At 48.4% G+C, this 25,602-nt stretch carries 24 protein-coding genes and 2 rRNA genes (1 of these 26 only partly in view); 8 read left to right on the top strand and 18 right to left on the bottom strand.

What is annotated here, in order from left to right:
- Positions 1–48: 48 nt before the first annotated feature.
- Positions 49–1,584, bottom strand: coding sequence for a hypothetical protein (locus V5J35_RS12855; RefSeq protein WP_354007516.1), 1,536 nt, complete (start codon positions 1,582–1,584; stop codon positions 49–51).
- A gap of 285 nt (positions 1,585–1,869) precedes the next feature.
- Here V5J35_RS12855 and V5J35_RS12850 point away from each other — a divergent pair, with 285 nt between their 5' ends.
- The 3 genes from V5J35_RS12850 (at position 1,870) to V5J35_RS12840 (ending at position 5,705) form a co-directional block, all read left to right on the top strand.
- Positions 1,870–3,354, top strand: a complete 1,485-nt coding sequence (locus V5J35_RS12850; RefSeq protein WP_354007515.1) for a hypothetical protein — start codon at positions 1,870–1,872, stop codon at positions 3,352–3,354.
- A gap of 194 nt (positions 3,355–3,548) precedes the next feature.
- A complete protein-coding gene (locus V5J35_RS12845) occupies positions 3,549–5,333 on the top strand; it encodes a CHASE domain-containing protein (protein ID WP_354007514.1) in 1,785 nt (594 codons plus the stop codon).
- A 3-nt stretch (positions 5,334–5,336) separates the two neighbouring features.
- Positions 5,337–5,705 (top strand): response regulator, encoded by a 369-nt coding sequence (locus tag V5J35_RS12840; protein WP_354007513.1) that lies wholly within the window; start codon positions 5,337–5,339, stop codon positions 5,703–5,705.
- A gap of 61 nt (positions 5,706–5,766) precedes the next feature.
- On the opposite strand, the gene deoA is transcribed toward V5J35_RS12840, so the two are convergent.
- A complete protein-coding gene (gene deoA, locus V5J35_RS12835) occupies positions 5,767–7,086 on the bottom strand; it encodes a thymidine phosphorylase (RefSeq protein ID WP_354007512.1) in 1,320 nt (439 codons plus the stop codon).
- Between the two features lies 1 nt (position 7,087).
- Complete coding sequence (gene deoC / locus V5J35_RS12830) at positions 7,088–7,864, bottom strand: deoxyribose-phosphate aldolase (protein ID WP_354007511.1); 777 nt, start codon at positions 7,862–7,864, stop codon at positions 7,088–7,090.
- A 526-nt stretch (positions 7,865–8,390) separates the two neighbouring features.
- Between deoC and V5J35_RS12825 the strand changes: the two genes are divergently transcribed.
- Positions 8,391–9,341: a LysR substrate-binding domain-containing protein gene (locus tag V5J35_RS12825; RefSeq protein ID WP_354007510.1), complete on the top strand. Its 951-nt coding sequence runs from the start codon at positions 8,391–8,393 to the stop codon at positions 9,339–9,341.
- Between the two features lie 66 nt (positions 9,342–9,407).
- Here V5J35_RS12825 and V5J35_RS12820 read toward each other — a convergent pair whose 3' ends face one another.
- Positions 9,408–10,202, bottom strand: coding sequence for a transporter substrate-binding domain-containing protein (locus V5J35_RS12820; RefSeq protein WP_354007509.1), 795 nt, complete (start codon positions 10,200–10,202; stop codon positions 9,408–9,410).
- A 178-nt stretch (positions 10,203–10,380) separates the two neighbouring features.
- Here V5J35_RS12820 and V5J35_RS12815 point away from each other — a divergent pair, with 178 nt between their 5' ends.
- Positions 10,381–11,130: an amino acid ABC transporter permease gene (locus tag V5J35_RS12815; RefSeq protein WP_354011293.1), complete on the top strand. Its 750-nt coding sequence runs from the start codon at positions 10,381–10,383 to the stop codon at positions 11,128–11,130.
- Positions 11,131–11,194: 64 nt separating this feature from the next.
- Here V5J35_RS12815 and V5J35_RS12810 read toward each other — a convergent pair whose 3' ends face one another.
- From V5J35_RS12810 to V5J35_RS12795, 4 genes are all read right to left on the bottom strand, one after another.
- Positions 11,195–11,656 (bottom strand): nucleoside deaminase, encoded by a 462-nt coding sequence (locus V5J35_RS12810; protein ID WP_354007508.1) that lies wholly within the window; start codon positions 11,654–11,656, stop codon positions 11,195–11,197.
- Positions 11,657–11,703: 47 nt separating this feature from the next.
- Complete coding sequence (locus V5J35_RS12805) at positions 11,704–12,609, bottom strand: DMT family transporter (protein ID WP_354007507.1); 906 nt, start codon at positions 12,607–12,609, stop codon at positions 11,704–11,706.
- Between the two features lie 142 nt (positions 12,610–12,751).
- Positions 12,752–13,705, bottom strand: coding sequence for an RING finger domain-containing protein (locus V5J35_RS12800; protein WP_354007506.1), 954 nt, complete (start codon positions 13,703–13,705; stop codon positions 12,752–12,754).
- Positions 13,706–13,780: 75 nt separating this feature from the next.
- Positions 13,781–14,260 (bottom strand): YbjN domain-containing protein, encoded by a 480-nt coding sequence (locus V5J35_RS12795; protein WP_354007505.1) that lies wholly within the window; start codon positions 14,258–14,260, stop codon positions 13,781–13,783.
- A 123-nt stretch (positions 14,261–14,383) separates the two neighbouring features.
- On the opposite strand from V5J35_RS12795, the gene pyrF reads away from it, so the two are divergent.
- The 3 genes from pyrF (at position 14,384) to V5J35_RS12780 (ending at position 16,690) form a co-directional block, all read left to right on the top strand.
- On the top strand, positions 14,384–15,196 hold the full coding sequence (pyrF, locus tag V5J35_RS12790) for an orotidine-5'-phosphate decarboxylase (protein WP_354007504.1): 813 nt from the start codon (positions 14,384–14,386) through the stop codon (positions 15,194–15,196).
- An 86-nt stretch (positions 15,197–15,282) separates the two neighbouring features.
- On the top strand, positions 15,283–15,957 hold the full coding sequence (gene can, locus V5J35_RS12785) for a carbonate dehydratase (RefSeq protein ID WP_354007503.1): 675 nt from the start codon (positions 15,283–15,285) through the stop codon (positions 15,955–15,957).
- 199 nt (positions 15,958–16,156) lie between these two features.
- Entirely contained in the window at positions 16,157–16,690 is a 534-nt protein-coding gene (locus tag V5J35_RS12780; protein WP_354007502.1) for a cytochrome b, read from the top strand.
- 72 nt (positions 16,691–16,762) lie between these two features.
- On the opposite strand, the gene V5J35_RS12775 is transcribed toward V5J35_RS12780, so the two are convergent.
- The 10 genes from V5J35_RS12775 to V5J35_RS12730 form a co-directional block, all read right to left on the bottom strand.
- Positions 16,763–17,809 (bottom strand): Fic family protein, encoded by a 1,047-nt coding sequence (locus tag V5J35_RS12775; RefSeq protein WP_354007501.1) that lies wholly within the window; start codon positions 17,807–17,809, stop codon positions 16,763–16,765.
- A gap of 150 nt (positions 17,810–17,959) precedes the next feature.
- Positions 17,960–18,820, bottom strand: a complete 861-nt coding sequence (truC, locus tag V5J35_RS12770; protein WP_354007500.1) for a tRNA pseudouridine(65) synthase TruC — start codon at positions 18,818–18,820, stop codon at positions 17,960–17,962.
- Positions 18,821–19,162: 342 nt separating this feature from the next.
- Entirely contained in the window at positions 19,163–19,540 is a 378-nt protein-coding gene (locus V5J35_RS12765) for a hypothetical protein (protein WP_354007499.1), read from the bottom strand.
- Positions 19,541–19,555: 15 nt separating this feature from the next.
- A complete protein-coding gene (locus tag V5J35_RS12760; protein ID WP_354007498.1) occupies positions 19,556–19,906 on the bottom strand; it encodes a hypothetical protein in 351 nt (116 codons plus the stop codon).
- Positions 19,907–19,986: 80 nt separating this feature from the next.
- On the bottom strand, positions 19,987–21,219 hold the full coding sequence (locus V5J35_RS12755) for a BaiN/RdsA family NAD(P)/FAD-dependent oxidoreductase (protein ID WP_354007497.1): 1,233 nt from the start codon (positions 21,217–21,219) through the stop codon (positions 19,987–19,989).
- A gap of 96 nt (positions 21,220–21,315) precedes the next feature.
- On the bottom strand, positions 21,316–21,999 hold the full coding sequence (locus tag V5J35_RS12750) for an NAD-dependent epimerase/dehydratase family protein (protein ID WP_354007496.1): 684 nt from the start codon (positions 21,997–21,999) through the stop codon (positions 21,316–21,318).
- Positions 21,996–22,556 (bottom strand): rhomboid family intramembrane serine protease, encoded by a 561-nt coding sequence (locus V5J35_RS12745; protein WP_354007495.1) that lies wholly within the window; start codon positions 22,554–22,556, stop codon positions 21,996–21,998. The genes V5J35_RS12750 and V5J35_RS12745 overlap by 4 nt, the downstream gene beginning before the upstream one ends.
- Positions 22,553–23,359 (bottom strand): rhombotarget lipoprotein, encoded by an 807-nt coding sequence (rhlP, locus tag V5J35_RS12740; protein WP_354007494.1) that lies wholly within the window; start codon positions 23,357–23,359, stop codon positions 22,553–22,555. The genes V5J35_RS12745 and rhlP overlap by 4 nt, the downstream gene beginning before the upstream one ends.
- Before the next feature lie 295 nt (positions 23,360–23,654).
- Positions 23,655–23,770, bottom strand: a 5S ribosomal RNA gene (gene rrf, locus V5J35_RS12735).
- A 123-nt stretch (positions 23,771–23,893) separates the two neighbouring features.
- Positions 23,894–25,602, bottom strand: a 23S ribosomal RNA gene (locus tag V5J35_RS12730); it runs 1,184 nt beyond the window's last position.

The raw sequence follows: 25,602 nt of genomic DNA, 5'->3' as shown, positions 1-25,602 counted from the left end.
GCTGCGAGCCTCTTTAATCAACGCCAGAGATAGAGCCGTAGAGCCGGATTATTGATTTTTCCAGCAGACTGTTGTGCTACCTCCGCCTGGTGTGACACTTTCATCTGGAAATCTCCCTGGGTCAGAATTATTCTCATTCAGGTTTGCCTGTGAGCTTCCCGGTTGAGGTCCATGGTGTTCTAAACAGTGACGCTGAGCTGCCTGGCTTGCTACCAGGAGGTTGGATAGCTCAATAACCTCACCACTCAGTGTTTCAATCTGGGCGTTCAGCCTTCTATTTTCAGCGGTTAGTGCTTCATTTTCGTCGATCAGATCCAGATTTGATGTCAGGAGATCGTCCGATCCAGCGGTTAATTCTTCAACTCGACCCTCTAAAGCAGTATTTCTTGCAAATTGCTGCTGTGCATTGTCTGGTTCCTCTGCCAGAGCGCAGTTTTGATTGTGAGCCTGGTTCCTGAACTCACTCAGCTGCGTACCTAAACTTCTGATAGTTTCCTGTAAACGTACAACCTGAAATGCCAATTCAAGGTTTCTGGAGCGAAGAGTGTTTACCTCAGATATTGTATGAGGCTCTGACACGCTATTCTGGTTTGCAACGGGAATCGCACTGGGAGAAGAGGCTGATGGCTGTCCTGCCAGAAGGCCCTCTAAAACTGGCGGTGGTATTTGCAGGATAAACCTTCGAACACTGCGAAGAAGCTCAAGCCGGGAAATATAAGTGCCTGTATCCGAACTCGTTTTTATTATCGTACGGCCCATAGCTTTTGCCAGATCATCAAAGGCAGTAGCCATGTCACTTCTCTTGTCTTTTTCATGTGCTGCTTTTTTCTCTCTCCTTGCCTGTCCTGCATCACACTCATTTTTCTTTTTACATGGACCCGAGCATAAAGGGCAAACTGACGTTCCGGTATGATGGTGACCGTAGGGTGGTGGTTGATCCCCCCCATTATCGGAATGGCCTGAGGATGAAGCGATATTTGAAACGAATTGTCCAGGCAGTGAGGCGGCTCCCCCGAAGTTACGATTGCTGGTACGCTTACGCTGCCCTTCAATACGACCAGTTGCGGATTTGAAACGAATATGATTATCAAGCTGAACAACATCCAGAGTATTTTCTGCCGGTAAAGAGCCGGACCTCACTTCCTCCTGCTGAAGGTGAGCTCCAACAGCATGTGTAATCATCTTCCAGAGTGCTGCAGGGTTGTAGTGCCAGTATCGGTACGACAAGTTAATGACCCCAACCAGGCCACTTGTACCAATGTGTGTAGATAAAAACGTAAACCCGATATGTACGGTAGAAACAACATCAGGGTAGAAACCTTTCCGGATAAACCAACCTGAGTTTTTAGCGGCATTTTGCAGTTTTATGGCTGACTCATTTTCGGGATAAATTTTCAGACAACCGAATCCTTGGGGAGCCGGCATCAGTCTCACCTCAAAGTGCAAATTTTCAGCTTCATAAGCCCTGACTCGTTCCGCAGCTGCAAGAAACAGTATCCCCAAAGAAACCGCAGCAAAGCTGTTAGAACAGCTGTTGAATAAGAGGCAGTAAAGACGGTTTGCACCTTCAGTAATGATCGTCATGTTGGTATCCAGCAACATAGTTGGAAAGTCTGGTTAAGCTGAAGATTTACAGGTCAGAGACTAAGGTAGCCTTGGGGCTGACTTCTTATGAAAAATTCAGTATTAGTCAGGCTGTGCTGATCGTCCAGTATCAGGATGCAAAGCAGAAATATCCTATTCTGCATGTGTTCTGAAGGGTCTGTGGATAGGGTGCTAACCTCATCACGCAGGAACCATTGGCGACAGCTATACTTCTCGGGCAGTCTTTTTTTAGAATTGTTATTTATTTTTCAGAAGCTGTTTAAAATGCATAAGAAATCATTTGTTCTATTGCTGTTTCTATTCTTTTGCAGCGACACAAAATCGCATAGCCCCTCTGAGAATATTAACGACAAGTCGTTAATATTTGCCAGTATTCTGAGCATATATCAGGTTGGTTCTGTCATCTATCAAACTCATTATCCTGCCGGTTTTTTACAAACAGGACTTTTTGGTAAAAAACACGGTAAGTATTCATTTGAACACACAACAAGTAATCAGGCGGAACAGCAACCCAAATTTAAAAAACATAATAAAGAAGCAAGTAAAAACAATGACGAAACTCATTTAGCATTTAACGAACACATAAATCAATTAGACGCTATTTTAAAAAGACATAAAGACATTAATTTTATATGGGTTACCAGTATTCATGACACCCTGTTTTTTGAGGCTACAACTGTAGCTGAGCATCAGGCTCAGCAAGATATGCTTGTTGCACTTAATAACATCAAGGAAGAAAACAGCAACTTTATCATCGTGTACATTACCAACTTTGACACTCTTTCCAGAACAGGAGGTGAACCAAACTCCATACTCAACAATACAATCAATATTAGAAACAGGAGTAATACTCAGCCCCCATTTCACCAGAACATCACAATGTTAAAAGTAGATAGTGAAGAATCTGACGAACTACCAAAACATTACGGCATACCTGTACCACATCTGATTGTCAGTCAGACAGGTATGAAATTTGAAATAAATTCTTCACTACTAACAGAGGAACTCAGACACAGTGTTGATAGGACAAACACCATACTGTTTGAAAAAACAAGGCAGTATACACAACTTCTGAAAGATAGCATGCCAGGCACACATGAATCAGCCAGTTACAATTCAAATTTAACGACAGTTTTTGTTTTTGTTAATGAACGAACCATTGGAAACTGGAAAAATCGAATTATTCCCAGTCTGCAAACTGGACGAGCAATACAAGCCGTTACTCTTAATGAAGTTAGTCAGTCTGGCACTCAGGAACCCATTTCCATTATGTTTAATCTTTACCTGGTCAATGAAGGAACGGGGTTAAGAATAGCCATTGAAATGTTACGAAAGGCCGGTTTATTAAAGCAGGAAACAGTAATGTTTATGCTGGGTTCCAAACATTCCAACCTGCCCTTTATCAGACCTGACCTGGAAATTGCCAGCCTTGGTGCAACAAGCCCAACAGCAGAAATTCAAAGAGGGAAAGATATTGAATGTATTAACAGTAATGCCAATATGTCTGTTCCAGAGCTACCAACACTCGATTTAACCGACGGTAATCCCAAATGGTTAACCAGTACCGTACTCAATGATCCAGAACATGAGAGCAACCTGCTAGAGATTAAAAACGAGACGATTGATAGATCACTTCAACACCCCAAGGTCGTTCAAATCACTGGAGGCAGGTATAAATTGTTAGCCAAAGCCTTCGAGGAAATCGTCAAAAAGCTGTCAGGGTATTTGTATCAGGACACTAAACTCTGAGACATTCCCACCCATTAGCAAAACCGCTTACGGAGTTTTTCAAAATAGCTGCCACTGATAGCTCAGCCAGTCCCATAGGCTACCGGATAGGGTAGCCATTTTTGTTCTTTATTGACCGTGAAACCAACCGATTACTAACTAATGCCTTTATAATTTATCTGGTTATTTCAGGCATCCCGGTTAAGGACAACCGCATGCAAAAGAAAAAAGAACTGGCCATTACTCCCTTGCTGACGGCAATTGGTTTAGCAATTTCAGCTTTTACTGCCTTCTGGCTTTATGAGATGGAAAAGAAAAGCCTGATCATCTCTTTCCAGAGGGAGGTTGACCTGCGGGCGACATCGCTGCACCGGGAGTTGACCGTAAACTTTGAGGCATTGCAAGATCTGGGTATTTTCTTTGGCGAAGGTTTTTTACCTGATCACGACAAATTCAGGGCGCTGGCCAGGGAAATTTTAAAGCATCTGCCACACATCCAGGCGCTGGAGTGGATTCCCAGAGTGACTTCTGACAATAAGGAAAAAATGTTACAGACCATCAGGAAGCATTATCCCGGTTTTGAAATTACCCAGTACCAGCAGGGAGCAATGGTTCCGGCTCCACCTAAAGATGAGCACTTTCCTGTGTACTTCGTAGAGCCGTATAAAGGCCATGAAATGGCACTGGGATTTGATCTTTCTACCAATCAGGCCCGGCGTGAAATACTGGAAACGGCCCGGGATACAGGACTTCCACAAGCCTCTGCCAGTATTACGCTGATCCAGGACAAATCCACACAAAAAGCCTTTCTGGCCGTGATGCCTGTCTACAAAGGGGCGCACAATACCCTTGCTGCCCGCAGAAAAAACCTGGCTGGCTTTGTACTGGGAATTTACAAAACGAACGACCTGTTCAGACAATCCAGAGTTTCAGGTCAGATTTCCGATATTCACATGGTCATGGTGGATAAAACCGACCAGAACAATGACAGGCTGAGTGAAAATTTTTCTGAAATCGAACACGACCACCTTGAACATCATGAGCAGCCTTTTTACTACGAAAAAGACCTTCCTCCCCTGCTGGGGCGTCAATGGAGCGTAACCTCTCACCCGTCTCAACATTATATTTCCAGCAATATCTCGCCGCTTCCCTTCGTCGTACTACTGTTCGGGATTGTGTTCACTACCATGATCACCCTCTATGCAGGGCTGTTAATTAAACGTAACAGCGTCATTCATCGCACAGTAAAAGAGCAGACCAGAGACCTGATTCAGGCGCAGGAAGCCAGCAAAGACTTCCAGAACAAAATGATCGAAATGAACAAAATGGCATCACTTGGAGCAATGTCTGCTGGCATTGGCCATGAACTGAGTCAGCCTCTTGGCACCATTCTTCTTAAGTGCCAGATGCTTCCAAAAGCCCTGAATCAAAGGGATTATGAGAAGAGTTTAAAGTTTGTCGGAGATATCAGGGACCAGGCCGTACGAGCCAAGGAAATTATGGACTCTCTGCGTATTATCAGCCGTGACGCCAGGCCCGAAGATAAAACCAGCATCGAACTCAACCGGGTGATTCGCAAAGCTGAAGTTCTGATAAAAGAAGACCTGACAATGAACAGGATCGAACTCAAAAAAGAGTTGTCCCCGGATATTTATATTTACGCCTCACCGGTTCAGCTGGGGCAGGTCGTTGCCAACCTTCTCACCAATGCCCGGGATGCCCTGGAGGATGCAGAGGAGAAAGTCATTACTCTGCGCAGCTATATCAAAGAGGGTAACGGTATCATTGAAATTGAAGACACAGGTTCAGGCATTCCGGAAGAGTACCAGAGCAAAATTTTCGAGCCATTCTTCACGTCCAAGGCTATCGGTAAAGGAACCGGGCTGGGGCTGTCCATGTGTTACAGCATGGTTCTGGAGAACGAGGGCGATATCAGTTTCAGGACCGCTGCCAATAAAGGCACCTGCTTTATCGTTTCCATCCCACTGACAAGGAGCTAAGCCATGGTAAAAAGGATTTTACTGATTGATGATGACCAACCGTTTCGGGAGTCTGTCAGAGAAGTTCTTGAATCTGAAGGTTTTCAGGTAACGGAATACAGTGATGCCGTTTATGCCATGCCTCATATTAAAGAGCCGTTTGATCTCGCCATTACCGATATCATGATGGCTGAAATGGACGGCAACCAGCTTGCTCATGCCATACGTCAGGACAACCCGAAACTACCGGTTCTGGGCATGACCGGAGGAGGGCGTATCGGCGATGCAGACCGCATCAAGTCATTCTGTCCGCCCAGGCTGTTTACCTCCATCCTGAGCAAACCGTTTCTGGCAGAAGAACTGCTGGACGCGGTCAATACTTCCATTAGCTGATACTGCCGAACAATTCACCCGGCAATCTACCCGACAATCCCTGTCGGGCGTTTCAAGACATTCAGCCAATCTGTCTGTAAATACAGGGTTGAGATTCAGGCTTCTGGTCGCCCAGGCTGACAGCGCTTCGCAACATCTCTGCCGCTGCCTGCCAGGATGACTCATCACTGGCATGCAACATCGCTAACGGCGCTGACTTATCCAGCTGATCACCCAGACGACAGATACCCGTTATACCAACACTGTAATCCAGAGTGTCTGCAGGGTGGGAGCGACCGCCACCGAGCTTCACCACCGCCATACCCACATTACGGGTATTCATTGCTGTCACAAAGCCAGAAGCCTGCGCATAAACCGGCTTGCTGATGGTTGCTTTGGGCAGGTAGTGATCACAGTTCTCTACAAAATCAGCAGGCCCGCCAAGCCCGGACACCATCCGGCCAAAAATGTCTGCCGCCTTGCCGTTGTCCAGAACCGCCTGCAATTTGTCACGCGCTTCTGCAGCATCGGACGCCTGGCCACCAGACACCAGCAGTTCCGCCGATTGTGCCATGGTCACTTCGAGCAGGCGCTCATTGCGAAAATCACCCGTTAAAAAATGAACCGCTTCCCGCACTTCAACGGCATTACCGGCACTGGATGCCAGACACTGGTTCATATCCGTTAACAGTGCCGTGGTTTTCACGCCAGCCCCATTAGCCACCTGAACAATGCTTTCAGCCAGTTCAACGGACTTTTCAAAGGTAGGCATAAAGGCGCCGCTGCCGACTTTGACATCCATCACCAGGGCATCCAGACCTTCAGCCAACTTCTTGGCAAGAATGGATGAGGTAATCATATCAATGGATTCAACGGTTGCCGTGACATCTCGAATGCCATAAATGCGTTTGTCGGCAGGCGCCAGCTCCCTGGTCTGGCCAACAATGGCAACTCCGGCCTCCTTAACCACCTTGCGCAGAAGCTCTTCAGAAGCATGAGTGTTATAGCCGGGGATACTGTCGAGTTTGTCCAGAGTTCCGCCCGTATGCCCGAGGCCACGTCCGGAAATCATGGGGACATAGCCACCACAGGCAGCAATCATGGGTCCCAGCATCAGGCTGACAACGTCGCCTACCCCTCCTGTGGAGTGCTTGTCCAGAACAGGGCCGTTCAGGTTGGCCGACGCCCATTCCAGAACTTCTCCGGAATCACGCATGGCACAGGTCAGCGCCACTCGCTCGTCAATGTTCATGCCCTGAAAATAAATGGCCATTGCCAGCGCAGCGACCTGGCCTTCAGAAACACTGTTGTCTGTCACACCACGCACAAAGTGTCTGATCTCGTCAGCGGCCAGAACCTCGCCTTCACGCTTACGACGGATCACTTCCTGTGGCAAAAACATCTCAGTAAGCTCCTGTATCTTCCTCAGCTTCCTGCAAACCAAGGGCTGTAAGCAGGCTTCCGAGCAGGCTGCTGGCACCAAAGCGATAGTGGTCACGGTTGATCCACTGCGCACCCATAATGTCGGCAGCAATGGCCAGATGCTCAGCAGCATCTTCAGCGGTACGAATACCACCGGCAGGCTTGAAGCCAACGTTCTGCTTACCGCTGTCACGAATCGCTTCGAGCATGATACGGGCAGATTCCGGCGTCGCATTGACAGCGACCTTACCGGTAGAAGTTTTAATAAAGTCAGCGCCTGCTTCGATGCAGATGTCGCTGGCACGGCGAATCAGTGCCGGGTCTTTCAGTTCGCCGGTTTCAATGATGACTTTCAGCATCACCTTGTCGCCACAGGCTTTCTTGCATTGAGCCACCAGCTCGCGCCCAACGGTTTCATTACCGTCCATGAATGCTCTGTAAGGGAATACAACGTCTACTTCGTCGGCTCCGTAAACGATAGCAGCACGGGTTTCAGTCACGGCGATGTCTATGTCATTGCCACCTTCCGGAAAGTTAGTCACTGTCGCAACGGTCACGTCATTCAGACCCAGCGCTTTCAGGGTCTTTTTTGCGACAGGCACAAAGCGGGGATAAACACACACAGCGGCCGTATTGCCAGCAGCGGTTTTCGCCTTGTGGCACAGGTCGATAATAACCTGCGGCGTGTCGTTCTCATTCAGGGAAGTCAGGTCCATCAGCTGAAGAGCCTGGCGACTGGTAGCGGTGAGGTCGGTCATGTGTCTGGTCCTATTGAGAGTCCTGTGGAGTGCAGGATTTGCGGCTACAGCCGCGACAACAGAGAGGAAAAAGATTGGGAAAGACGCTGTTATCCGGCAAGATTAGTCTGTTTTGAAAATAATCTGTCTGGAAAATAGCCTGTCTCGAATTTAGCACATACAAAAAAACCCCTGTACCAAAGTTACAGAGGTTTTTTGCTGATCATCCACCTGAGTCTGCTTTTGAGTGCAGACTCATTCGCTTCTGCCTGCGGATTCTGAACTACGGGAACAGGCAACAGTGTAGTTCAGATTGCATAGCTGTTGCGTCAGGCAACCAGGCATGTTGCGCTGCGCATCGAAGCGAGGGATGTATATTAGGGGAATCGTTCCAATACGTACATTAACTTGTTTTGCATACTGGTTCTTTATTTTTGAATCAGAATGCTTTCTGATCACCCAGTCTTAACCTGTCAGGGTTCGCAGAATGATGGGATTAGTTATATCCTTGCCGGCAGTCTACCCCTTAAGTAAGTAGTAACGCCTTATGATCCCAACGGATTCACTTGAAATCGTCAGGGCTGTCGCCCATTTCAGAAACTTCACCGCTGCAGCGAAACACCTGCACAAGGTGCCATCTGCTATCAGTTATACCGTGCGTAAGCTGGAGGAGCGCCTTGATGTACAGCTGTTTCTGAGAGACAGCAAACGGGTAGAACTGACACCAGCCGGTGAACACTTTATCAAACACACTGACCGCCTGCTGCTGGAGCTGGAAGAGCTGGAAATGAGTACCCGGCAAATGGCCACCGGCTGGGAGCAGGAACTGCGCATTGCCCTGGACAACGTGGTGAATCAGGGCATGGTCTACGACCTGGTCAGGGATTTTCAGGAGGTGCGCCCGGAAACCAACCTGATTATTAATACCGAGGTTCATAACGGTTCCTGGGACGCACTGTTTCATAACCGCTGCCAGCTGGTACTGGGAGCGCCTAAAAATATACCCGATAACATTCTTGCCAATGACCGTTTTGAATGGAAACCCATGGGCAGCCTGAACTGGGACTTTGTGGTTTCTCCTGATCACCCACTGGCAGAAATCAGTGCGCCGCTGACCCAGGATATTATCCGCGAGCATACATCGATCTGTATTCAGGATACCTCCCGGGTGTTCCAGCACGGTTATAACCTTTTGCTGGATGACCAGCAGGTATTAACGGTTCCCAGTTTCCGCATGGCAATTGAGTGCCTGATTAAAGGTCTGGGTTCAACCATTCTTCCCTCGCACTTTGCCAAACCTTATATCGACGCCGGACAACTGGTGCGCTGCGACGTGGTGGACATTCCCATGAGCGACAGCTGCTATCTGGCCTGGAACAAGGAAAATATGGGTAATGGTCTAAGATGGGTGCTGGAATGGCTGGGCGAAGATGACTGGCTGAATAAAGTCTGGCTGCAACACGACAACAACAAACCGGCTGGCTATCACGTACCTTGAACCACTTTGGCAGTGGTTGAAAACTATGTTTCAGCCACTGCTTTATTCTTCCCTGTTCAACTGGTATTACCTCATCCACTTCGCTTCAAGCTGGTCAAAAAAACCCTGCGCCTGTTTCATCTCAATCCAGTGATTGATGTAATTTATCCAGACCTGATCATTCTGCGGCAGCATAATGGACAACGGTTTGGCTTTGCGAGGTTTGTTCACTGGCACAACCGCAAGGTGGGAATATTTCGCCACCAGCTTTCTGGCTTCAAGGTTTGAGGTGACCGCTATTTCAGAGCGACCGGACAGCAGCTCCTGAAAGTCCCTGGCTGGCGACTCAACTGTGCGGATGTCGGCATTGGGAAAATACTCTCTGGCTTCCTGCTCAAATACGGTTCCCAGGGTGACGGCAACACGCACGCCGGTTCGATTGATATCGCTCCAGCGCTGATATTTATCCAGATGTTTCTTTTGCGTAATGGGTACGGTACCCACTGAAAAATAACTGTCTGAAAAACCCGCCACTCTGGCCCGCTTCATATTTTTAGAAGCACTGGTGGTCATATCGTATTTGTTAGCGGCCAGACCATTGACCAGCGTCTTCCAGTCGGCAGGTACCAGTTTGAGCTTCACATCCATATCCTTTGCCAGTTCTCTGGCAAGATCAATATCAAAGCCCTGATGCTTATTAGTTGCAGGATTTCGAACGGTCATTGGATCCCAGTCACCGGTGGTTCCAACCCTGAGTTCACCGCGTTTAAGAATGGTATGAAGTCTGGAGCTGGCATATACCGAGTTTGCCCACATAACCGTTGCCGAAAGCAAAAAAGCGGACAGTACCGCAAGCCGTGACGTCTTTCTTCCCTTGAACATATAAAGCGTTTCTCGTGTTATTTTTTCGCTTCAGGAGACTGCCTGATGGCATACACCCTAGCGTAAATTTATGACAAAGTCTGTGATAAAACGCCAAATTCGGTTTTTACCTACAAAAGCTTTATCCTTGGTCTCCATTACTACTCTAATAAACGACTGGAGATGTCTTTTGAAGCCAGTGGCCTTTCAACTCAAAATGATCATTATCATCCTGACTGCCCTGTTGCTGGCAGGTTGCAACAGCGATTATGAATGGGGCTGGTACATTCTCTCTCCACAAACGGAGACAGGACGAACCAATCTCAGCTTCCTGATAGATGGTTTTCTTTTCACTCTTGGAATCAGTGTGACGGCTTTTGTGCTGGCTATGTTTGCCGGGCTCCTGGTGGCACTTCCCGGGCTGTCAGAACTGAAAGGCGTTCGGTTAATCAATCGTATTTATGTCGAAACCCTGCGCTCGATTCCCGTTCTGGTTATGATTCTGTGGATATATTATGGGTTGCCTATTGTCACCGGCATTGAGTTGCCGGCGTTTGCGGCAGCTGTTGTGGCCCTTGCCCTGTGCGAAAGCGCTTTTCATGCCGAAATTTTCCGTGGTGGCATTCAGGCCGTGAACTCCGGGCAGTTTGAAGCGGCGGATAGCCTTGGGTTGTCGTATGCCAGAAAAATGCAGCTCATCGTATTACCGCAGGCCATTCGTAATATGCTGCCGCCCCTGGCTAACCAGTTTGTCTATATGCTGAAGATGTCTTCACTGGCTTCCGTTATTGGTGTTCAGGAACTCACCCGCCGGGCCAATGAATTGCAGGTGTCTGAATACCGTGCAATGGAAATCTATTCCTTTCTGGTGATGGAATATCTGGTGCTGGTTTTACTGTTTTCTTTTCTGGCCAGAAAGCTGGAAAAACGTATGCGGCAACCCGCATAGTGGCAGTCATAGCAATTGATGGGCAGGTCGACCCGCCCGTATTGTTCTGTTTGCAAATGACGGTTTAAGAGGGATGCGGCCAATGACGCAGATGAACTTCGTTGGACAGCTCTTCTGCCACTGGTCCGATGATTTCAACAGGTTGATGGCAGGTTGAAAAAACCTCCTGCCCGGAGATACCAATGCCCGGTCCGGCAATCTGTTGCAACACTTCTGCACTGCCACCATAAACCACCCTGCGAATGCCTGCCCAGTATATAGCTCCGGCACACATGGCACAGGGTTCAGTGCTGGTATACAGGGTACATTCTTTCAGGACATCAGGTGCTAACTGATGACTGGCATGACTGACCAGGTTCAGTTCAGCATGACGGGTCGCATCATTTTCAGAGATGACGGTATTTTCCGCCTCTAACAGAACCTTGTCGTCGTGTACCAGCAGGGCACCAAATGGATGATTGCCTTTATCCATTGCATGGTTTGCCAACTCGATAGTCCGGGAAATATAGTGGCTATGCTCACTCATAAGGCTTAACTCAGTCTGTTATAAAAGGTGAATAGCGCAGATTGAGTTTAGCCCTGATTCCCCGACAGTCCCTCCCCGGAAGTGGTTTTCGACGGTTTTAATGCAACCGTATTGCCTACACCTATAAAGGTGACACCCAACAGAGCCATAAGACTCCACTGATATCCTTCCACCAGCGAAGACAGGCAAAGGGCAATGACCGGGTAAACGACATCAATAAAGGCAGCCCGGTCTGCCCCGATTCTGCGAATCAGTACAACATACGACGACAAAGCACCGACGGAACCAAACACTGCCAGATAGACTAGAGAACCTATGTAGGTTGAAGAGAAATTGAATTCCGGCATAACCCCCTGCACTAAAGCAATGAGCGCCACCGTTGCAGAACCGTAGAGCATATTCAGCGTGATCGTTGGCAGTATCGGCAAATTCTCTTCTTCATTGCGCTCACAGGCGACACAACCAAAGGCCAGTACCAGTGAACCCAAAACAGCTATCAGCATGCCCCAGCCTGCGGCATCGACAACCGACTGAACATCCAGTTCCGGCAGCATAACCAGCAAAACACCAAGGCTCCCCAGAACCCCGCCCGCCACAACTTTTGTTTCAACAGGCTTTGCCAGCCACAGGCACCTGATCATTATGTTAAAGTACAACACACTGGTGCATAACACAGCACTAAGACCACTGGTGATATAACGCTCACTTTCATAAATCAGCCAGTACGACAGGCCACACAGGCAGGCTCCCTGTATAAACAGCCGTATATGCTGGGAAACCGTAAAGCGCGGAAACCCGGTTCGCAGACAGCAGTACACCGCCAGCATCACGCCAGCCAGAAGAAAGCGGTAAAACACCGACCATAGACTGTTAACCCCTAACTGGAAGGTAATGGCGAACCAGGTTGACCCCCAGATCAGGGAACAAAGCAAAAACAGCGAAACTGTGTTCATGATCTGATCTCATAATGTTCAGGGATAAGTTTGTCTTCAGAAAGACTTTGTATAGTTGGAAAAGTTCCGATAGGGGAGGCGTAAAATGGTTAAAGCTGCCCACGCCTCTTCGGGTCGGGCCACAGGCAGCATAAAATGAGCTTTAAAACTGCGTTAAGCTAGCTTTGGGATATAAGCCAAGCCTCTTCAGCTCATTATTAAGCAACTCCAGACTGATTTCTGATGAACCCCCAGTAATACTGCTCAAATCGGTTGAGAGACCCTGTCGAAAGTTAACTTTACCCTCGTGAAAGTCCCAACTTCTTATCACTGGACCCAGGTATGCCGTCTCTGGCATTTGAGGGGGCTTGAAATACGCAGGGTATTTCTTCTGAAAATCCAAAAACATCAGATCGTTCTGAACATCGCCCCGGAGGGCATTAAAGCACTGCTCTTTCGTTCCCGCTTTATTGATATCTTCGAAAGGATAATACAGGTTCTGGGCGGGCTCGTTCTTACTGATGTTGATTTTAACGTTTATGCATGAATCACTGCTTGTGGAGTCTATAACACAATCTTCATAACCCGCTGACGCAAAGAAACTTTTTAACCAGCGGCAAATAACAAATATATTCTCCTGAACGAACCACCTGGGCTGAATCTGGGTCATAGCGCTCAGTGGGTAAGGGCAATGGAAATGATTCGCCTCTGCTCCATTTTTTACGTCACAACCATCTTTGGAACACTCCAGAGACAGGCTTTTATTCAGTTCATCCGGGGTGCTGAAGGTCCTGACCTCATGAACAGAAGCCTGACAGATTGAGCAAACACTTCTTTCTTTCAGAGCGGTTTCAATACAATCTTTATGAAAGGCATGGTAACAGGGCAACACCGTCAAAGGCGCCGTAAAGGTCATACCTTCTGTCATCGGCTCCCAACAGATAGCGCAGTTATCATTGACTCTTTCTGTCACTTTCTTCGCATTGGGGTTAAGACAAACTTTATGGCCGTTAAAGACAGAGTGATGACCAGAGTCAGAAACACCTGTGGCTTGATCATCAATATCCATTGGTTCGCCCATATCAAACTGATGTGGCGGCAGACCTGTTGCTTCCATGCTTTTTTTCCTGTAACCGATTTCAACAGCACTTAAGACTGTTAGCAGTCAGGAAAGTTCATTCGCCCGGGACGATCAATGCAAAGAAGGCGCCACCTCTGGCTGATGCGCCGTTGATCCGGCTTCCCCCTGAAAAATCACCTGCAGGTCATGGCACTCATTCAGCAGCCACTTTTTAGCCTCAACGGTCATATCCAGAAAATCGTAAAACTGATCGTAAGTGACACCTTTAGTGGTAATCAGGGCATCGCTGGACACCAGTAACGCACCGCCGTTGTCCATGATTTCCATAAACAGTTTCATGGTGGGCAGAGAAGCGTTAAACCGTCCCAGTTCTGCATTCAGTTTCATAACCGTGGACAGTTTCAAGTCCATTTCTGTACTGAACAGAATGCCATAAGGCTCAATAAACAGGCGACTGTCGAGCACACCGTCCAACTGTTGCAGGGCCGAAATATGCAGGCCGTCGCAGCGATCACACATCCAGAACTCATAACCGGCCTGTCTCAGCCAGGCTTCAATCTGTGCGACGTCCGGTATTAAAAGTTCATGCATGCAACAGCGTCCTGTAAAGGGGTTCATTCAGAAGGCGCAGACCATACCTGATTTTGCCAGCAGAGGCGATAACAAAAAAATTCTGTTAAACTGCGCGCCCAGATTATGTAATAAGGCTTTGCTATGCGTTTTCTGGATCAAGTCCGAGCGGCTGTGCGCAAAAACAACTCTCTCGTTTGCGTTGGCCTCGACCCTCTGCCTGAAAAATTCCCGGCTCATATTCAAGAGCTGGATCAGTCTGTTTTTGAGTTCAACAAGTACATCATTGATGCAACTCATGATCTGGTCTGTGCCTATAAACCCCAGGCAGCTCACTACCACGCCCGTGGTGCAGAAGACCAGCTCTTGATGACCATTGAGTACATCAAAGATAACTATCCGGATATTCCGGTCATTCTGGACTCCAAACGGGGTGATATTGGCAGCACTGCTGACCAGTATGCCAAAGAAGCCTTTGAGCGCTATGGTGCCGACGCCGTTACCATTAACCCTTACATGGGCATTGATACCGTAGAGCCCTTCACCCGTTATGAAGACAAAGGCACCATTCTGCTGTGCCGTACGTCTAACCCGGGTGCTGGGGCTATCCAGAACCTGAAGATTGGTGACCAGTTCCTGTATGAAGTGATTGCTGAAACCGCCATGAAAGACTGGAACAGCAATAACAACATCATGCTGGTTGTAGGAGCCACCAACCCGGATGAACTGAAGCGTATCCGTGAAATCACTGGCGACATGACTTTCCTGGTTCCGGGACTGGGCGCCCAGGGCGGTGACGTTGAAGCGACGGTTAAAAGCGGCCTGAACAGTGCTGGTGAAGGCATTATCGTTAACTCATCCCGTGGCATTATCTACGCGGGTAACGACGAGAATTTCGCTGAAGCTGCCCGTGCAGCCGCCATTGAGCTGCGCGATCAGGTGAACCAGTACCGATAACAAATTGCTACAGTCCGGAACTCTTTCAGCTCCGGGCTGTCTGCTACGATGAACTCCAATTAGGTAAAAGATACGGAATTCGGTTTATGCGTCGACTGCAAAATTTATTTGATAACAACAGACAGTGGTCAGCCTCAGTCCGCCAGAAAGAGCCGGACTTCTTTGAGAAGCTGTCACAACAGCAGGCTCCTGAGTACCTGTGGATCGGCTGTTCCGATAGCCGTGTACCAGCTAACCAGATTACCGACCTGCTCCCCGGCGATCTGTTTGTTCACCGTAATGTTGCTAATCAGGTTATTCATACCGACCTGAACTGCCTGTCCGTTATCCAGTACGCTGTGGACTACCTGAAGGTTAAGCACATTATTGTCTGTGGTCATTATGGCTGTGGCGGCGTGGTTGAAGCCACCAGAAACAGCAAGCTGGGCATGATCGACAACTGGCTTCGCCATGTTCAGGATGTTAAGCACAAACACAAAGAAGCTCTTGATCGGATTACCAGTGACCAGACCCTTTTTAACAGAATGTGCGAACTGAATGTTCTGGAACAGGTAGTGAACGTGTGCCAGACCACTGTTGTCCAGGATGCCTGGGACCGGGGACAGGATCTGGCAGTACACAGCTGGATTTACGGTCTTAAAGATGGCCTGCTCAGGGATCTGGGGATGTGTGTTACGGCACCTGAGGAGCTGGAGCCACTCCACAACAGTTCTCTAGCCGCCATTGTTGATAAAATTTCAGACGTTACTGAAACAGAGTAGCTTTGATACCTCCTGCCCCACCACCTCTGAGCTGTGTTCTCTATCAGAACACAGCTTTCAGCAAACAATGATTGTGTGACGCTTCAGAACCATTCTGGTTTCTCTTACATACCCTTGCTACTCTACTCCCTTAGCACTTACAAATTGGCAACAACGTCGCTGATTTGTGAAGCTGCCAATAACAAGAGGAACACTGCCCGTGGAGACTCAAAAATACCCTGTCTTAATGCGCTTCATGCACTGGCTGATGGCCATCACCATTCTGGGGATAATCGGCAGTGGCTGGTTTATGACAGGTCTGGACCCGGACACAGCACCCTACAAATACGATATTTACTTCTGGCACAAATCGTTTGGGGTACTGGCGCTAATGCTGATCATTGCCCGTACCATCATTCGTTTTTCAAGCAACTTTCCCCGACTCTCTGCAAATTTGCCTGCATTTGAAACAGTGCTGGCAAAATTTGCCCACTTTTCGATGTATCTGCTGATGTTCGCGGTGCCTGTCAGCGGCATGCTTATGTCGGAATTTGGTGGTCACGCGATCCCATTCTTTGGACTAACGCTGCCCGAAGTCATCGAAAACAATAAAGAACTGGCCGGGCTGCTGCATAGTATTCACACCACCATTCCCTTCGTCCTTCTTGGAATCATTGGTTTGCATATTCTGGGTGCTTTGAGGCATCGCTTTATGGATTCTCCGGAAAACGATGTTTTGAAAAAAATGCTCTGACAGAACTGAGCCGGAGCAGCTATCTTGAAAAACGCCGTCCGGCTCATCACTGAAACGCAAAGTAAGTTTATACTAACTCACTTTCTTCCATTGCGAACCCCGACCCTTGCCGATGGGTTTCAGACGTCCCTGTTCCCGAAGCCCCTGAATCACTTTCTTCACCAACTCACGACTGACGGTGGGAATCTGCAAACAGATATCCGCCACAGAAAATGGTTCTTCCCGCTCTTCAATCGCTACGGTGATCAACTGTGATTTGGGCGCCCGGCTACTTTGCCCCTGCAAAGCTTCTACGCGGACTTCCAGCTCCTCATAAGCCTGAATCAAAGCATCAAGAAAGAAATTAATCCACGGCATTGGGTCGTGTGTGCCGTCATGCCAGCCTTTTACGCTGCGTTGCATCGCATCAAAATAGGCCGGCTGATTCTGAGCGAAGATTCGTTCCAGGCTGATAAAACGTCCGGCATGATAACCGTTCAACGACAGCATCATTAAGGCCAGTAAACGGGCAATTCGGCCGTTGCCGTCACTGAATGGATGAATGCACAGAAAATCCAGCACCGCACAGCTGATCACCAGCAGCGGCTCAACCGTACGATCCAGAGCGCCATGATACAGCTCAATGGTTTTTTGCACGGCGGCGGACGTTTCAGCCGCTGGCACTGTACGGTAAAGCACCCCCTTGATGGTACCGTCAGCATCGCGCTCGACAATATCCTTGTTCGTCGCTTTCCAGCGCCCTCCCTCGTGGGGCAGATAACTGTAGAGCAGGGCGTGCAACTGGCTGACCAGACTGACCGAGAGGTTGGTGTGCTCTGCTGGATCGACCACCATTTCCAGCACGTCATGATAACCGGCTACCTGACGTTCAACCGGCGTTCTCGGGCGTATTTCCTGTAAGACCAGTTTCCGGATGACTTCTCTCGGCGCAAGGATATTTTCCAGGCTGTTGCCATATTCCACCGACTCCAGCGTTGCCACCTGACGCAGGGTATCAAGCACTTCAGGCTGCTGCCGAATCACCAGCGGCTGACGTCCCAGAAACTCTCCAAGCCGACGAAAGCGAGCGAGCTGGGAAGCCGTAAAGCGGTATTCAGATAAACGTTCCAGAGTATTCATACATCGAACTCAGTAGCAATCACGTGAGCTAAACGGATAATTATCGTTTACAGCTCTTAGCAAAAATAACAGAAACATAAGAATAACCAATAACTTCATTTAGCTCTAGCTTTGGAGCTAAAATAACGAAAAACGTGTAATTAAGAGGTATTATCTGTTCTGTTGCTCTTCATTGTGCAAATATTCAGCCACTCTGTCAGCCCAGCCAAAGTGTTTTATAAGATCTGAAAAACGTTTGTCCAGCGATGCTCTTAAAAACAGGGGCTGGCCACTGACCGGGTGAATAACTTCCATTTCAATACAGGCCAGCAACAGGCGATCTGCACCAAAGTGTGTAGCAAAATAACGGTTGTGGTTTCCCTTGCCGTGTTTTGCGTCTCCTATAATCGGGTGCGCAATGTGCTTCATGTGGCGACGGATCTGATGTTTTCGCCCTGTTTTCGGTTGGGCTTCAACCAGTGAATAGCGACTCTGTGGATAACGGTCAATCGCGACAGGTATCTCAACCGTCGCCAGTCTTGTGAACTCCGTTAGAGCGTCCTGGGCAGGCTTGTCCAGCCGAGCTTTACGGTCCGTCATTTTATCCAGCTCTTCTTTGAGAGCATGGTCTATAACACCAGACTCCGGAGCGTAACCACGCACAACCGCCAGATAGTTTTTTTTCACACTGTTTGACTCAAACTGCTGCCCCATCCGCTTCGCTATTTCCGGAGACAATGCGAACAACAGAACACCGGATGTAGGCTTATCCAGCCTGTGCAGTGGGTAAACCCGCTGACCAATCTGATTCCTGACTTCCTGCAAGGCAAAACGAGTTTCGTGCCGGTCAATCATGGAGCGGTGAACCAGCAACCCTGAAGGCTTATTCACAGCAACCAGACAGTCATCCTTATAAAGGATCTCCAGGGGCTCATAGTTTTTTTCAAAAAAGTAGCGTTTTTCAGAAAGGTCGTGCTTTTTGGAAAGGGTTTGTGCTGCGTCTTCACTCATCGCCTGATACACACTGGTCATTCAAAGGAGCGCACGTTACGTATTTACGGATCATTCAGCAAGTTTCAAATCTGGTAAACTTCGCTTTTTTATCCACAGGCAAACACATGGGCGACAAGCGCCCTGTGCCGGAGTTATACACAGTCCGGCCAGCTTCCGATACTGATGCAGTCACCGTTGTCTCCATGGTCTTCCGGATGGAGTCGGGGCATTGCTTATTACAGCAGCAAAAGATTTTGCCCGAAGTAAGTGTTGGCCTTTTCTGGAAGTTGGCTCACCAGAACAGCCGAAATGGGAAAGAACCCTGTCATTCTATAAACGACAGGGCTTCAGAGAGATCGGACCAGGACTGGAGCTGATGCTCTAGTGACTGGGAACAAAGCCCCCCTGGTTGCCAAATCCGGGAAATGCCTGACCAATGTTTAACGTTCTCCGCCCCCGTAAACCATCATCAGACTGAACCTGGATATGCAGCTGAATATTCTGTACGGAATAGAAAAAACGCATTGTGCCATCTTTCCCAATGGCTTTATCTGCCACTTTAAGGTTATTAGCCGTTTTAACAACAACACGGCCTGCCATAACTTTTGAACCATCCGGGTAGTAGCTTTCTACTTTAACACCACCCGACGGAGAGGCACTGACAACAATTGAAAGAGGAAATTTCGCCTGTTGCTGTTCCAGCATCTGGCAACCTGCCATCAGAAACAACAGGGACAGAAAAGCAACCCGTCTAAGCATTCTCTACTCCCCAATTCACATGACTTCAAGATCAGCCAGATCGGCACGCATCAGGTCATCTCTGCCCAGATCAAAGCCCGCCACTGCAACATGCACCTGGAACCAGCTGCGCAACTGTTCGGCATTTCGCTCTTTCGGCCAGCGAGCCGGGTCTTCTTCCCAGGCAGACAGTTCGTTTTCCATCATATCGCGAGCGTTCTGGTCGATGATGATGTGCAGTGCCTCTTCGGTATCCTGTTCGTCCAGAAGATAAGCGCCACCTTCCAGAGACCAGTCTTCAGGCAGATCGGTACCAAGGGATTTAACCCAGTCAATAAATGGCTGGGCAGGTTTAAGGCTTACAACGCAACGGTTAATGAACTTCATTCAAGGTTCCTTGAAACAAATCATGGGATGCTGCAAGGGTAACGCTGAAACAAATATCAAGCCAACCGGATTTGTTTTATTCAGACAAATTGTCCGGCGCAATGTCCGGATGCCCATGCCCATTGAAAGTTAAAGCCTCCCAGATGACCAGTGACATCCAGTACTTCTCCGATAAAAAACAGCCCTGGCTGTAATCGGCTTTCAAATGTTTTAGACGACACTTTGCTGGTGCAAACGCCTCCCAGAGTCACTTCTGCTTTCTTATAACCCTCGGTACCTGTTGGTTTCAGTTCCCAGTTTTCAAACTCGTTTGCCAGTTGTTCCAACTCTGAGTGACTGTAATGACTGATGGTTTTACGACCACTCCCGGTCAGCAGCCTTAGTTTACCGTGTTCACACAGAGCATTTGCCAGGCGTTTTGTCAGATGTTCAGCCAGAATCGTCTGGGTTTCTGCTTTTGCACGGCGTTGTTGTGCTTCCTTTAAAAAATCGTAAGCATTAACAGCAGGCAGCCAGTTTATAAATACGCTGTCGTTTTCTTTCCAGTAAGAAGATACCTGCAGAATTGCAGGGCCACTCATCCCTCTGTGGGTAAACAATACATTCTCTTTAAAAGACTGACCATTGCAGGTGGCTATAACTTCAGCACTGACTCCTGACAAGTCGGCAAACTGCTCCAGCCATTGTTTGGACATGGTCAAAGGTACAAGGGCAGGGCGGGTCGAAATGATGTTATGCCCAAACTGTTCAGCCACCTGATAGCCAAAACCCGTAGCACCCATCGTTGGGAATGACAGGCCACCTGTTGCGACAACAAGAGACTGGGTGGAGAAGTGACCGGAAGATGTCTCCAGACGATAAACCGGCGCTTCGCCATTGTCCTGGTGTTCAATACTTTCTATTTTTGTTCTGGCGCGAATAGTGACATCGGCATCCCGGCACTCGTTCACCAGCAGGTCAACTATTTGCTGTGAGCGATCATCGCAAAAAAGCTGGCCTAATGTTTTTTCATGCCAGGCCACCTGGTACTTATCTACAAGTGCCTGAAAGTCCCACTGTGTATAGCGGGAAAGCGCTGATTTGCAGAAATGACCGTTAACGGAGAGGTAATTTCCCGGCTCGGTATAGAGATTGGTAAAGTTGCAGCGACCACCGCCGGAAAGGATAATTTTCTTGCCGATCTTGTTGGCATGGTCAAGCACCAGAACCCGCCTGCCTCTTTCACCCGCCGTCAGGGCGCACATCAAACCGGACGCACCAGCGCCAATAACGATGACATCGTATTCAGACAGCAGAGGTTTTGATTGAGGCATATCGTTTTACATTCCGGAAACAACTAAGGCTGCGGACTATATACAACCCGCTTTTATAAACCAAGGTGCATAAACCGATGCACAGAGTGGCTTTCTCTAACGTCTTAAATTGTCATCCTTTTCAGGAAACACGTCATTCAGAACAAAGTATTCAAGTGCCGCCCCTTCACGCAAAGCCACTTCAGTCATTTTGCTGGCAACCTGTTTACCAGAAATCGGGCGGTAAGAATGCAGACCGGGAATTTTGCATAGCGTAGGCATAACCATTCCTGCCATGAACTCTCCCACCCTTGCTTTTGTCCTGTTGCCCAGCAATAGCGAAGGCTGAAAGATACTAACCCGCTTAAACGGCAGTGTTTTAACCTGCTCCTCAAGCGCACCTTTCATTTTCATATAAGCGAACGAACTGTTGGCATTGGCTCCGCTGGAACTGACCAGCAAATAGTGAGGAATGCCATTTTCTGAAGCTATTTGAGCTGCTTTGAGCTGATATTCAAAGTCGACTTTAATCTGAGCTGCTGTGGAGCCTGCCTGTTTTCTGGTAGTACCAAGGCAAGAGAAAAACAGGTCGCCTTTTATCAGGTCTTTATATTGGCCAAGATCATCAAAATCAATGACGTGGTTTTGCAGCTTGTCAGCGCTTTGTTTTAATGGCCTGCGACTCAGGGTGATGATCGTTTTTATTTCTTTACTGGAAATTAACTGATTAATAAGCTCTGAACCAACCAGCCCCGTTGCCCCAATGACAACAGCAATTTTTTGAGACTCTGTTTCTTTCATGATACAACATTACCTGAACGATTTCGTAGACAATAGAGGCCAGCAACAATACCCCAAATTAAAGCTAACACATGCAACTGCCAAACAGGCTGAACCAGCGAATGCATTTCCATTATTGCAAACCGCACACTGAGTGCCTGATAGCAGAGAATCAACAGCGCATAGACAGCGAGCTCAATCCGTCGTCTGTAAAACATGGATATCAGCAAAAAACCCAACATTGCGTAATTGATGGTAGAAATTCCCGCATAGTTTGAGTATTCGTAAAAAAAACAATGAAGAATGAAGGTTGAGCTAATTGCTGTGAGCAACACAGAGACGCAAAAGTAGTCAGACCCGGTTCGCTGCTCCAGCCTTATTCCCAGAATGGCAAAAACCATCAGGTTAAGCGTCAGGTGCTTCAAGTCATAATGAGCAAATGAAGCCAGCAGATAACGCCAGATCTCAACCGGTTTTTCTCTGTCGTAGATAGCCCACTGAGCATTACTATCCAGTCTATAGATAGCAATGCTCAGCAACAGCAGCAGTAATGTCGCCTTCGGAATTGGGCTTTTCATCCTTTGCGGGATCTTAGAAATAGAAGTCCAAGTAACAATAAGAAGCCATAGCCGGACGAGCCGCTTCCCCTGTATCCCTCGCTTCTGATTACCTCAAATTGCTCCGGGGTACTTTCTACACGTGTTTGGAATCTATCAAGCTGTACTTTCAGATTCCCAACCAGGTCTTCGCTAGCCAGCTGAAACCCTTCCAGAGAATCTTCTCTGACCTGCTCTTTGAGATTTACAGGTGTCGCCTTACTTTTTACTACACTCACCCCGGGCGCTCTGAACAGTAACTTCTGACTATCGATGTCGTATAAAACAGCATCAATCAGCGTATGGGTTGCATTCTTTTCCCCAGGAACCAGATAAGCTCCAACAAGAGTCCAGTAAGCTATAGACGCAAAACCCTCATCGGTGAAACGAGTCTGGTCGTAAGAGATCAAAGCAATGACATCAATACCAAACATTCGCTTCAGTTGCTCAAGATTTGCAAAACTTCCTTCTGGCCGCAAGTAACCCGAAGGGATGACTTCAATTGAATCAACAAAATCCAGACTCTCAAAATGCTTACTGACATCAGACATAAGTTCCATTTTGCTAGCTTCTGTCAGGCTGGTTCCATGGCTTCCCGGGGTAAACGCAACCCCAACTTTAAGAGGCAGTACTAAGCGGGGTATTTCTTCACTGACTACATGCTGATCCGACTTTGGATAAAGGTAGTCAACAACACTACTGTTTCGATACTGGGAGGTTGTCTGGCAACCCGCCAAAAATAATACACAACACAATAGCCACAACGGTTCAAAAACCCTTTTCATCCTACCACCTGCACTTCTTATTAGTTTTGTCAGAATAGAAATTTTGCACGCTCACCAATAGTGCCAGACGACACAGAAACCGGCGATACTTTTTCTGTTGTTGTATTTTTTCCACACATAGCAAAAACCCCAATCGATTTCTCGACTGGGGTTTTCTAATTGAGTGCCTGGCGATGACCTACTCTCACATGGGCTCTTCCATAAAAAGCCCACACTGCCATCGGCGATGTGTCGTTTTTTTTCCACACACAGCAAAAACCCTGACAGATTTCTCTATCAGGGTTCTCTAATAAGTGCCTGGCGATGACCTACTCTCACATGGGGAATCCCCACACTACCATCGGCGATGTGTCGTTTCACTTCCGAGTTCGGGATGGGATCGGGTGGTTCCAACACTCTATGGTCACCAGGCAAAACTGGTTTGAGTCTCTAGTGTCTAGAAGCTAGTTACTAGTTACTCTGGAATCTTCAACTTAAGCTGTATTTCTTGCTCTACACTCTCTAGTGCATGGCACCAAATCGCTTTGGCGTTATATGGTCAAGCCTCTCGAGTCATTAGTACTGGTTAGCTCAACGCCTCACAACGCTTACACACCCAGCCTATCAACGTCGTAGTCTTCAACGTCTCTTATGTGACCTCTAGGGCCAAGGGAAGTCTCATCTTGAAGGGGGCTTCCCGCTTAGATGCTTTCAGCGGTTATCCCGTCCGAACTTAGCTACCGGGCAATGCGTCTGGCGACACAACCCGAACACCAGTGGTTCGTCCACTCCGGTCCTCTCGTACTAGGAGCAGCTCTCCTCAAACTTCCAACGTCCACGGCAGATAGGGACCGAACTGTCTCACGACGTTCTAAACCCAGCTCGCGTACCACTTTAAATGGCGAACAGCCATACCCTTGGGACCGGCTTCAGCCCCAGGATGTGATGAGCCGACATCGAGGTGCCAAACACCGCCGTCGATGTGAACTCTTGGGCGGTATCAGCCTGTTATCCCCGGAGTACCTTTTATCCGTTGAGCGATGGCCCTTCCATTCAGAACCACCGGATCACTAAGACCTACTTTCGTACCTGCTCGACATGTACGTCTCGCAGTCAAGCTGGCTTGTGCCTTTACACTAACCGCACGATGTCCGACCGTGCTTAGCCAACCTTCGTGCTCCTCCGTTACTCTTTGGGAGGAGACCGCCCCAGTCAAACTACCCACCACACAATGTCCCCGATCCCGGTAAGGGACCTGGGTTAGAACCTCAATATTGCCAGGGTGGTATTTCAAGGTTGGCTCCATGCAGACTGGCGTCCACACTTCAAAGCCTCCCACCTATCCTACACAAGCAACATCAAGATCCACTGTGAAGCTGTAGTAAAGGTTCACGGGGTCTTTCCGTCTAGCCGCGGATACACTGCATCTTAACAGCGATTTCAATTTCACTGAGTCTTGGGTGGAGACAGCGTGGCCATCGTTACGCCATTCGTGCAGGTCGGAACTTACCCGACAAGGAATTTCGCTACCTTAGGACCGTTATAGTTACGGCCGCCGTTTACCGGGGCTTCGATCAAGAGCTTCGCCTAAGCTAACCCCATCAATTAACCTTCCGGCACCGGGCAGGCGTCACACCGTATACGTCCACTTACGTGTTAGCACAGTGCTGTGTTTTTAATAAACAGTCGCAGCCACCTGGTATCTTCGACCAGCCGGTGCTTACGGGGCAAGCCCTTCACACCAGCCGGCGCACCTTCTCCCGAAGTTACGGTGCCATTTTGCCTAGTTCCTTCACCCAAGTTCTCTCAAGCGCCTTGGTATTCTCTACCTGACCACCTGTGTCGGTTTGGGGTACGGTCCCTTTTGACCTGAAGCTTAGAAGTTTTTCCTGGAAGCATGGCATCAACCACTTCCCGGCCGTAGCCGGTTCGTCATCAGTTCTCGGCTTTGTGGGTCCGGATTTGCCTGAACCCACAGCCTACGACCTTAAACACGGATAACCATCACCGTGCTGGCCTAGCCTTCTCCGTCACTCCGTCGCAGTCAAAAGGGGTACAGGAATATTAACCTGTTTCCCATCGATTACGTCTTTCGACCTCACCTTAGGGGCCGACTCACCCTGCGCCGATTAGCGTTGCGCAGGAACCCTTGGTCTTCCGGCGAGGGAGGATCTCACTCCCTTTATCGTTACTCATGTCAGCATTCGCACTTGTGATACGTCCAGCATGCCTCCCGGCACACCTTCAACCGCTTACACAACGCT

The organism is Endozoicomonas sp. NE40, from assembly GCF_040549045.1.
Classification (GTDB): Bacteria; Pseudomonadota; Gammaproteobacteria; order Pseudomonadales; family Endozoicomonadaceae; genus Endozoicomonas_A; species Endozoicomonas_A lisbonensis.
Note: the sequence above shows the minus strand (reverse complement) of the source record. Positions and strands in the feature narration are given on the sequence as shown.

What these genes read in the sequence shown, in the direction of transcription:
- V5J35_RS12845 (WP_354007514.1), top strand. Translation starts at nt 3,549, where the DNA reads ATGCAAAAGAAAAAAGAACTGGCCATTACTCCCTTGCTGACGGCAATT.
- V5J35_RS12825 (WP_354007510.1), top strand. Translation starts at nt 8,391, where the DNA reads ATGATCCCAACGGATTCACTTGAAATCGTCAGGGCTGTCGCCCATTTC.
- V5J35_RS12795 (WP_354007505.1), bottom strand. Translation starts at nt 14,260, where the DNA reads ATGCATGAACTTTTAATACCGGACGTCGCACAGATTGAAGCCTGGCTG.
- V5J35_RS12760 (WP_354007498.1), bottom strand. Translation starts at nt 19,906, where the DNA reads ATGAAGTTCATTAACCGTTGCGTTGTAAGCCTTAAACCTGCCCAGCCA.
- V5J35_RS12840 (WP_354007513.1), top strand. Translation starts at nt 5,337, where the DNA reads ATGGTAAAAAGGATTTTACTGATTGATGATGACCAACCGTTTCGGGAG.
- truC (WP_354007500.1), bottom strand. Translation starts at nt 18,820, where the DNA reads ATGACCAGTGTGTATCAGGCGATGAGTGAAGACGCAGCACAAACCCTT.
- deoA (WP_354007512.1), bottom strand. Translation starts at nt 7,086, where the DNA reads ATGTTTTTGCCACAGGAAGTGATCCGTCGTAAGCGTGAAGGCGAGGTT.
- rhlP (WP_354007494.1), bottom strand. Translation starts at nt 23,359, where the DNA reads ATGAAAAGGGTTTTTGAACCGTTGTGGCTATTGTGTTGTGTATTATTT.
- V5J35_RS12855 (WP_354007516.1), bottom strand. Translation starts at nt 1,584, where the DNA reads ATGACGATCATTACTGAAGGTGCAAACCGTCTTTACTGCCTCTTATTC.
- deoC (WP_354007511.1), bottom strand. Translation starts at nt 7,864, where the DNA reads ATGACCGACCTCACCGCTACCAGTCGCCAGGCTCTTCAGCTGATGGAC.
- V5J35_RS12850 (WP_354007515.1), top strand. Translation starts at nt 1,870, where the DNA reads ATGCATAAGAAATCATTTGTTCTATTGCTGTTTCTATTCTTTTGCAGC.
- pyrF (WP_354007504.1), top strand. Translation starts at nt 14,384, where the DNA reads ATGCGTTTTCTGGATCAAGTCCGAGCGGCTGTGCGCAAAAACAACTCT.
- V5J35_RS12820 (WP_354007509.1), bottom strand. Translation starts at nt 10,202, where the DNA reads ATGTTCAAGGGAAGAAAGACGTCACGGCTTGCGGTACTGTCCGCTTTT.
- V5J35_RS12805 (WP_354007507.1), bottom strand. Translation starts at nt 12,609, where the DNA reads ATGAACACAGTTTCGCTGTTTTTGCTTTGTTCCCTGATCTGGGGGTCA.
- V5J35_RS12810 (WP_354007508.1), bottom strand. Translation starts at nt 11,656, where the DNA reads ATGAGTGAGCATAGCCACTATATTTCCCGGACTATCGAGTTGGCAAAC.
- V5J35_RS12765 (WP_354007499.1), bottom strand. Translation starts at nt 19,540, where the DNA reads ATGCTTAGACGGGTTGCTTTTCTGTCCCTGTTGTTTCTGATGGCAGGT.
- V5J35_RS12745 (WP_354007495.1), bottom strand. Translation starts at nt 22,556, where the DNA reads ATGAAAAGCCCAATTCCGAAGGCGACATTACTGCTGCTGTTGCTGAGC.
- V5J35_RS12750 (WP_354007496.1), bottom strand. Translation starts at nt 21,999, where the DNA reads ATGAAAGAAACAGAGTCTCAAAAAATTGCTGTTGTCATTGGGGCAACG.
- V5J35_RS12775 (WP_354007501.1), bottom strand. Translation starts at nt 17,809, where the DNA reads ATGAATACTCTGGAACGTTTATCTGAATACCGCTTTACGGCTTCCCAG.
- can (WP_354007503.1), top strand. Translation starts at nt 15,283, where the DNA reads ATGCGTCGACTGCAAAATTTATTTGATAACAACAGACAGTGGTCAGCC.
- V5J35_RS12755 (WP_354007497.1), bottom strand. Translation starts at nt 21,219, where the DNA reads ATGCCTCAATCAAAACCTCTGCTGTCTGAATACGATGTCATCGTTATT.
- V5J35_RS12800 (WP_354007506.1), bottom strand. Translation starts at nt 13,705, where the DNA reads ATGGAAGCAACAGGTCTGCCGCCACATCAGTTTGATATGGGCGAACCA.